Genomic DNA, 8,104 nt, shown 5'->3' on the forward strand with positions numbered 1-8,104 from the left:
CCCCTATCTTGTCAATTTATGCTTCAATAATAGAAGGAACTACTTTTCCTTCACTTCCTACCATCCGTATTTTGGAAGCAACCATAGCTTTTGCAGCTTCTTTTGCTTTTTGTAAGTAGGCTCGTGGATCCAAACTTTCTGGTTCCTCTATAAAATGCTGTCTTATTGCTTCGGAATACGCATTTTTTAATTCTGTAGATACATTTACTTTAGCCATTCCTAGTGAAACACACTTCCGAACATCTTCCTCTGGTACAGCAGATCCCCCATGCAATACTAATGGAGTATCTACCAATTCACCAATCTGTTCAATCCTTGAAAAATCAATATTTGGTTCACCTTTATAAATACCATGCGCAGTTCCAATCGCCGGAGCTAGTGTAGGTACACCTGTCATTTGAACAAATTCCTTACATTCTGTTGGAACTGCTTTTTGTGCATCTTCTTCTGATACAACAATATTATCCTCTACTCCACCTACTTTCCCTAGCTCTGCCTCTACATTTACACCAAGTGAATCTGCTAAATCCATTACCTCCTGTGTTCTGCGGACATTTTCCGCAAATGGATGCATAGAGGCATCAATCATTACTGAGGAATAACCAGCTCGAATTGCCTGCTTAATCACTTCATAATCAGTACAATGATCTAAGTGTAAGCCAGTAGGAACATGATAATATTCGGAGGCTGCCTTAACAACTTTCACAATGTTTTCTGCACCGAGTGATTTTACCGTACCAACAGTTGTTTGCAATATAACTGGTGATCTCATTTCTGCAGCCGCTTCTAGTACCCAGTAAATACTATCAAATGAATGGACATTGAACGCTACAATTCCGTATTTTCCCTTTTTAGCTTGGTTTAACAATGGTGTAGTTGATATAATTCCCATTTTATATCTCTCCTCCTGAAATAGCAGTTGCTACAATATTTGCTAGCTGCTCGTTTGTTGTTGCATCAAGCATCGATTGTCTAACTTCTTCATCCATCAACGCGCGTGATAAGGCAGATAATGCCTGTAGATGGGTTGAACCAGCTTCTGATTTAGGTATTAACAGGGATAAAAAGAAGAATGCTGGTTGACCGTCAAAAGATTCCCATTCAATACCAGTTTCTGTGCGAACAATAATAATCGCTGGTTTCTCTACCGCTTCCGTCTGCGTGTGGGGGATTGCAAAACCATCCTGGAACCCAGTTGTACTTTGTAATTCTCTTTGTTTTAAACCTTCGATAATCGCTTCTGCTGAACTGGCGATCCCATGTTTTTTTGCAATGTCAGCAATCGCTTGAAATACACCTTGCTGTGAAGAAGCTGTCGCCTGAAGCTGAATAAAATCTTTATTAATTAAATGTTTCATACTGATCACTCCTCAATTGGCTTATTGTGTGCTGCTTTTTTTCGATATAGACCATATAGGAAAGCACCAATTAGTGAACCTACTAAAATAGATAAAACCCATTGGAAAGCTCCTGTAACAACTGGAAGAACTAAAAACCCACCATGCGGTGCTGGCACTTGAACGCCGAACATGTAAGTCATGATCGCTGCTATGGAGGAGCCGAACATAATAATCGGCAGGACAATTAAAGGGCTCTTAGCTGCAAAGGGAATAGCTCCCTCTGTAATGTGCGTCGATCCTAATATAAAGTTGACAGCTCCAGCGTTTCGTTCCTCTTTTGTAAAATATTTGGGAAAAATAACTGTAGCAAAAGCAATAATTAACGGTGGTGCAATACATGCTGCTGATACCCCTGCCATAAAATACAGATTTCCTTCGGATAATAATAGTGTCCCAGTAACATATGCCGCCTTATTAAACGGTCCGCCCATATCGAATCCACACATTGCACCGACAATTAATCCTAATAGTAATGGATTTGTTGATTGTACGGATGCTAGGAAGTCCATTAATCCTTCGTTTAAACTTGTTAATGGTTGGATAATTGGCGTCATAACGATACCAATTAGAAAGATTCCCAAAACTGGATACAAGAAAATAGACTTCAATCCATTCAATGAGTGCGGCATCTTTTTTAACAGTTTTTGCAGGAGAATAATGATATAACCTGCAATAAAACCTGCTAATATTCCGCCTAAAAATCCTGCTCCGCCTTCATCTGCCAATAGCCCACCAATGAAGCCAACAACCATCCCCGGCCTTTTAGAAATGGATTCGGCAATAAAAGCTGCCAATATCGGCACCATTAAACTAAAACCTAATCCACCAACTTGATTTAGCAATGCTGCAAATTCATTGTACTGCTCATGGTCCGGGTCAGCCGAATAGATACCGAACAGGAAGGAAACTGCAATGAGCACTCCACCCCCTACAACAAATGGGAGCATGTGTGATACGCCATTCATTAAGTGCTTATATATTGAATGAACCCATCGTCTATTTTGCTTGGTAGCCTGATCCCTCTCATCGACTTCCATTTTATCTGCCTCATTACCTGACTCTTGATAATCTGAGTCATAATAAGTAGAAGCTTCTTGATTAACTATTTGATTAATAAGTTCTTCTGGAGAACGAATGCCTTTCGAAACTGGTACATCGACTAAGGGCTTTCCATGAAATCGATACGCCTGTACATCCTTATCTGCAGCAATAATAACACCATCTGCTTCCTTTATTTCCTCAGGAGATAAGGCATTTTCAACACCAACCTGACCATGGGTTTCCACTTTAATCTCCACACCCATTTTTTCTGCAGCTTTTTTAAGCGCTTCTGCAGCCATAAATGTATGTGCAATACCTGTTGGACAACCTGTAGCTGCAACAATTTTCTTTTTAACCATACTTAATCCCCCCTATAATTAGTGATGGAAACTTGCTTCATAAGTTCTGCTATATTTGATAAGTCACTAAGACCTTTAGAAAAAGCCGTAGATGCTCCAGTAGCAACTGCATATTTTAACGTTACATCTAATGGAGCGTTTTCCATTGTTTTTGCAATAAACGCGGCGAGCAAAGAGTCTCCAGAGCATGCCGTATTTACTACTTCTCCAACTGGTGAACTAACGTTTACTAAATGATTGTCATTTAAGAAAATTGCTCCATTTCCTCCTCTAGATATAATGACGTTTTTAGCTCCCTTATATAAGAGCTCCTTACCATAAACGATTATTTCTTGCTCTGATAACGGCATATCTTTTCCAACTAAATGAGCAAGCTCTTCTTCATTTGGCTTCAATAAATAAGGACGATACGGAAGAGTTTCTAATACAATAGATGAGCTTGAATCAATTACAAGGTTAACGTCATTTTCAGCACAGATTTTGGCTATATCTACAAGAATACTCTCCTCTACTCCCCTAGGTAAGCTTCCTGAAACGATTAATATACTTCCCTTTGGAATAGTCTTTATTTTTTGTAGTAAGTTATCAACATCTTTTTGCCCAACTTCTGGACCTTGATTGACAATTTTATATTCCTCATCGGCATTTACAAACACATTAATTCGTGTTATTCCATCCACATTTATGAAATCACTGTTAATCCCTTGCTTAGTTAATTCTTCTTCAATAAATTTACCTGTAAATCCACCGATAAATCCTAATGCTGTATTTTCTATTCCCATTTTTTGAAGCATAATAGAAACATTGACGCCTTTTCCATTTGCTTGATAATCTTCATCAAACGTACGATTTACTCTATCTGGTTTCAAGTTGTCTATGGCTACGTATAAATCAATAGCTGTGTTCATTGTACAGGTATAAATCACAGCCTCACCCTCTTTCTTTGTTGTTAAGTAAAGTATCTCATATTCATTTATGTAAATGTTTTCAGCTTATGTAAACCTTTGCAGTGAAAGGATGCGAAGGTATGACAAACCTAGTAAATTTTAGTAGCGTTAATGAAGCTGCTTGCCACTATGGCGTTGTGAAAATATTAAGTGAAACTACTTAGCAGCAGGGGTCTTACTGGCAGTTATATGCGGGGAAAAAAGCTAAAAAAGGAATGAAGAAGCAATAAAAGACGAACGATTAATTAGTTGATAATAATTATCATTCGCCTTTTAGCGGTTTAGGAAAATATAAAATTTGAGCCTGTGTATAAATATGGACGTTTTGTCTATCCCACACTAATTGTTAGTACCACAAGGGTATGCCCTAAAAGTCCTTGAACCAATCGGACATTTAATGCAGTCATTCCCACACTTACCAATTTTGGTTTGTCTTTATTGCTTGAAGTCGAGGTCTTACTACCAGTTATATGTGGGATTACATGATTATTGTATTTTGAGTAAAGAAATTGTTTTTCATCCTAGCCTCAGACGATATTCAAAAAAAATTATGTTTCCCAATAATTAACGGAATGCTCCTTAGAAGAATAATCAATATCGGATTATCACAGAACTGCATTTATTTTTTTGTACGGATTACGTAAGAATCAAGAAGTATTCTAGCTATTACATTAAGTGAAAGTCTTGAACGAACTTCATATTCTGGAAAAAGGGAATGATCTGTTTTATACCCTAATAGAGTCATATCAGATAATCTACTAAGTGACGAGTCAACCTTGGTAGTTAGTGTAATCGTTGTTACTTGTCTCATATTTAAGTTTTGGCATGCCTCCACAAGCTCAGGTGTTTCACCATTTAACGATACAAAAATAGCTATATCATTTTTTCCTACTTTACGAGACTTCACACGAATGATATTAGGGTCTTCATGTGTTTCACATATTTTATCTAAAGCCTGTAATTTTACCATCATTTCTTTTGCAATCATTTCTGAAAAGCCACGGCTAAAAATATAGACTCGTTCTGCATTAAATATTTTTTGGACGGCATCTTCAATTTGACCAATGCTTTGTAGCTGGATGGTTTTCGTAACCTCTTCCTCATTTTTCTTAATTACCTGTTTAATATCGTCGTCAATATTTCCAAGCCAATCATGGGTGTCCTCCATTTTCTTGTCCTGTTTTAAACGATATTTAAAAGATGTATAGCCGTTATAGCCTATTTTCTTCATCAGTCTGACAATCGTAGCTGTAGACACATTTGCTCTTTCACTTAACGTAACAATTGACATGGTAGCTATCTCGTCAAGATGTTGGTGTATAAATTCCAATAAATAGCGCTCCGCTTGACTGAGCATAGAATAGGTTTGATGCGGAATATCAAATAAAGGTTTATCCATCATGAAAACCTCCTTCCTTAGTTATAGGAGTAAGGAAATCCTGTTATGTAACGGTATACCAGCTTTGGGTGTATTTCTATTGTTGTCTATGCTTATAGAAATATTACTATTATATCGTTCCGTTCGAATTAGTATCCTATAGAAAATGTACCCTATTCGTATAATGAAAGAATACCACATCGAGCCTACCAACTGCTACTTTAACAGCTAACAAGGCGATACAGAAAAAACCACTTTAGTTATGTTCCAACCTCATCACCATTCTCTTACTCTAGTCTTATCAGCAACTTATCGATTTCCATAATTTGTATTAGAAGAATAAAGTCCAGCTTCCAATCTTGAACTTTAACCTTGCTGACGCAGGAAATTATTCATTAGCACGGGCAAGGAAACTAATATAGGCGGATCATTTAAACGTGGTGCACGAAGTGTTACATACAGGTGTGGTACAGATGAACGAGGCTGCACTACAATTGGATGATGGATTTTAGCTCTTAGTGTAGTGTGTGGGAGCAAAATATCTGTTGCCTGCGAATCCCAAGTTACCGCAGTTGCCATTAAATAGTAACGACCTGGCTTCACATTAGAAAATGAAAATTCACCTAATGTCGACAGTAGTGTACCATATTTCGGCATTCCCTCTGGAATTGGCTTCGGAAACAATCCTATTAAAATAACTCCACTGAACGGAACTTCTGCATCAATTGTTCCTGTAACATAGTTATGTGCTTTTTTAACAATGCTTGTTTGTTTCCATGTCGCCAGTTGATTCAAGGATGTCAAATGCTTGTTCGCTACCTGTGGTGAATGACGAAACGCAGATGGTGACATACCTACCCGGTTTGAAAACCTTGTTGTAAAGGTACCAAGACTTTGCTGGCCGATCTCCATACCGATGTCACGGATACTTAAGTTTGTCTTTAACAATAAATCCTTTGCCTTCTGTAAACGAATAGAAGCAACGTAATAATGAGGGGGCAAACCAACATATGCTTTGAAGATACGGGAAAAATGATAAGGACTGTAAGCTGCATAGCGTGCTAATCGAGCAAGCGATAGGTCTTCATCAATATGCCTTTTTATATAAAATAGCACTTCATCCATTTCTGAAGAATAACTTGGCACGTTACGTTCCTCCTGACCTAAATACCTATTAATAGTATTCGATTTAAATCAAAGAATTCCTTTAAGCATTTCCATTATTTCATCGACAATTGAATTATTTTCTTATAAAATCAGAATAGAAAAAATTATTACAAGTAAAACTTCAATCAGTGGGAGTTTTGTTATCCCCACTGATGGTTAGTATCACAAAGGTATGACTTAAATGCCTGATGGGGGCTTACTACTGTAGCTATGTGTGGGATAGAAATGTACGTTTTGAAGATTAAGCTATTATGTAAAAGGAGTGTGGTGAAGTGAATAGTCCCATTAAAAATCAGGTTAATACAATATTTGTCAGCGTTAGTGAATTGCACAGATCGGTAAAATGGTATTGTGATTTATTAGGGCAGAAGTATCAAGCAGAACATCTAAACCAACCTGTTTATAAGCTTGATATCAATCATCATACGGGGTTGATATTAGATGCCGGGCCTAGAGGAAAAGTTCAAAAAGTTACTCCGTCTCCACACCCATTATACAACTTTCATACAGATGATATTCAAGCGGCATTTCGATTTGTAGAAAAACCGAACTATCAAATCACATCACCCATAACAGCGTTTACAGCCGTAAAAGATCCTGATGAAAATATTATTATGGTATGCAATGGCTGATCCAATAACGAATTCCGGAGGACTGCATATGTTCAGAATTCTTTTAGAGGGCTGGTTACCATTTATTCTAACAGGATTAATTACTGCTTCCATTATCATTCTTTTAGCAAGATACATGAATCGTGTAGGACTTTATATAATTACAACACTATTGAACTTCGCCAGTTTTGCATTATTCATCATTAGTATATTTGCGATTGGTCCCTGGACAGGAATGGGAATAGGGCTTTTTTCCATTTCTTTTCTAATTGGTGTTAACATGGGAATTGTCATTAGCTTCTTTATAAAGTGAAACTTCAATCTATTGGGGTTTTGTTTTCCCCCACTTAACCAATATTAGTTTCAATTGCTTGAAGTGGGGGGTATGACCAGTTATATGCGGATAAGAAAGAAATAGCGTGAGGTTGTATGTTATGTCACATGCAACCTTTACTTAACGATGTAATTCTGCTTTCATATCCCATGACGTTCCATTAAGCCCTACTTTTATAAAACCAAAGCGCTTGTACAGCTGTACAGCAGTATTATTGGGATCAACGCTTAATGATACTGCAGGATACCCAGCTATTGTGAGCCTTCTCAGCAATTCATTAAGAAGTAGCGTGCCAATTCCTTTCCCTCTATAATCAGGTAAAACTGCCATACTAAGCACAGGAGTATCATCAGCAATATAACCATGGTTTGATTTTTCTCATTAAATAAGCGCGTCCATATTGCGCCTACATGGTTTCCTGTCTCATCCAGGGCAATCAGAGCAATATCTCCATCTCTTCCCCAATTGCGAACATATTTCTCTAAGGCTGGATCTTTTATTATTGCTCTTGATGGTCGTTCCACACCTTCAGGAACATATATTGCTTGATAAAGCATCTCCCATAAGAAATCGATATCAGCAGCTGATCCAGAATGAATCGTATACTTTTCCATAAACACATCTCTCTTTCCTTAGTTAAAAGCCTTTAACTATATTGATAAAAGACACTGTTGAATTAATTCGATACTACTTAAGAGAATCCCTACCTGAGGCAAGTAAAATGGTAAATCAATTGAATCACATGCTTGTAGGAGTAAAGCTAGGGACTAAATGAAACAGTAAAAAAACTGAGCAAAATTCGCTCAGTCCTTATCACTACATGCTCAGATTTACGCTTTCTCTAGTAGCTATTATGGAATAATAGCT

10 protein-coding genes are annotated in these 8,104 nt (G+C 37.4%); 2 read left to right on the top strand and 8 right to left on the bottom strand.

Going from position 1 to position 8,104, the window contains the following annotated elements:
• Positions 1 to 16 precede the first annotated feature (16 nt).
• From Q1A47_RS11495 to Q1A47_RS11520, 6 genes are all read right to left on the bottom strand, one after another.
• On the bottom strand, positions 17 to 892 hold the full coding sequence (locus Q1A47_RS11495) for a class II fructose-bisphosphate aldolase (RefSeq protein WP_026680432.1): 876 nt from the start codon (positions 890 to 892) through the stop codon (positions 17 to 19).
• Between the two features lies 1 nt (position 893).
• Positions 894 to 1,358, bottom strand: a complete 465-nt coding sequence (locus tag Q1A47_RS11500) for a PTS sugar transporter subunit IIA (RefSeq protein ID WP_026680431.1) — start codon at positions 1,356 to 1,358, stop codon at positions 894 to 896.
• A 5-nt stretch (positions 1,359 to 1,363) separates the two neighbouring features.
• Positions 1,364 to 2,800: a PTS fructose transporter subunit IIC gene (locus Q1A47_RS11505; RefSeq protein WP_026680430.1), complete on the bottom strand. Its 1,437-nt coding sequence runs from the start codon at positions 2,798 to 2,800 to the stop codon at positions 1,364 to 1,366.
• Positions 2,801 to 2,802: 2 nt separating this feature from the next.
• Complete coding sequence (pfkB, locus tag Q1A47_RS11510; protein WP_166529931.1) at positions 2,803 to 3,726, bottom strand: 1-phosphofructokinase; 924 nt, start codon at positions 3,724 to 3,726, stop codon at positions 2,803 to 2,805.
• A gap of 640 nt (positions 3,727 to 4,366) precedes the next feature.
• Positions 4,367 to 5,146 (bottom strand): MurR/RpiR family transcriptional regulator, encoded by a 780-nt coding sequence (locus Q1A47_RS11515; RefSeq protein WP_026680428.1) that lies wholly within the window; start codon positions 5,144 to 5,146, stop codon positions 4,367 to 4,369.
• Between the two features lie 345 nt (positions 5,147 to 5,491).
• Entirely contained in the window at positions 5,492 to 6,271 is a 780-nt protein-coding gene (locus Q1A47_RS11520; protein ID WP_166529930.1) for a helix-turn-helix transcriptional regulator, read from the bottom strand.
• A 293-nt stretch (positions 6,272 to 6,564) separates the two neighbouring features.
• Between Q1A47_RS11520 and Q1A47_RS11525 the strand changes: the two genes are divergently transcribed.
• Together Q1A47_RS11525 and Q1A47_RS11530 are read left to right on the top strand one after the other, a co-directional pair.
• Complete coding sequence (locus Q1A47_RS11525) at positions 6,565 to 6,924, top strand: VOC family protein (protein WP_026680426.1); 360 nt, start codon at positions 6,565 to 6,567, stop codon at positions 6,922 to 6,924.
• A 28-nt stretch (positions 6,925 to 6,952) separates the two neighbouring features.
• Positions 6,953 to 7,216 carry a hypothetical protein gene (locus tag Q1A47_RS11530; protein ID WP_034678684.1) on the top strand — a complete coding sequence of 88 codons (264 nt, stop codon included), beginning with the start codon at positions 6,953 to 6,955 and terminating at the stop codon, positions 7,214 to 7,216.
• A 141-nt stretch (positions 7,217 to 7,357) separates the two neighbouring features.
• Here Q1A47_RS11530 and Q1A47_RS11535 read toward each other — a convergent pair whose 3' ends face one another.
• Positions 7,358 to 7,567, bottom strand: coding sequence for an N-acetyltransferase (locus tag Q1A47_RS11535; protein WP_246484540.1), 210 nt, complete (start codon positions 7,565 to 7,567; stop codon positions 7,358 to 7,360).
• Complete coding sequence (locus tag Q1A47_RS11540; protein WP_246484538.1) at positions 7,504 to 7,851, bottom strand: hypothetical protein; 348 nt, start codon at positions 7,849 to 7,851, stop codon at positions 7,504 to 7,506. The genes Q1A47_RS11535 and Q1A47_RS11540 overlap by 64 nt, the downstream gene beginning before the upstream one ends.
• Positions 7,852 to 8,104 lie beyond the last annotated feature (253 nt).

The organism is uncultured Virgibacillus sp., from assembly GCF_947495635.1.
GTDB lineage: Bacteria > Bacillota > Bacilli > Bacillales > Amphibacillaceae > Virgibacillus > Virgibacillus salarius.